Origin of the sequence: Vibrio sp. OPT46, from assembly GCF_015163535.1 — a bacterium.
Lineage (GTDB): Bacteria > Pseudomonadota > Gammaproteobacteria > Enterobacterales > Vibrionaceae > Vibrio > Vibrio alginolyticus.
On the sequence record NZ_JADDYG010000893.1, the window covers coordinates 1 to 223 of the forward strand.

At 54.3% G+C, this 223-nt stretch carries 1 rRNA gene; it reads right to left on the bottom strand.

Going from position 1 to position 223, the window contains the following annotated elements:
* A 16S ribosomal RNA gene (locus tag IQR33_RS31400) occupies positions 1-223 on the bottom strand; the annotation flags it as partial.

The following is a 223-nucleotide window of genomic DNA, read 5'->3' on the forward strand; positions in this document are numbered from 1 at the left end:
TACCGCGGCTGCTGGCACGGAGTTAGCCGGTGCTTCTTCTGTCGCTAACGTCAAATAATGCAGCTATTAACTACACCACCTTCCTCACGACTGAAAGTACTTTACAACCCGAAGGCCTTCTTCATACACGCGGCATGGCTGCATCAGGCTTGCGCCCATTGTGCAATATTCCCCACTGCTGCCTCCCGTAGGAGTCTGGACCGTGTCTCAGTTCCAGTGTGGC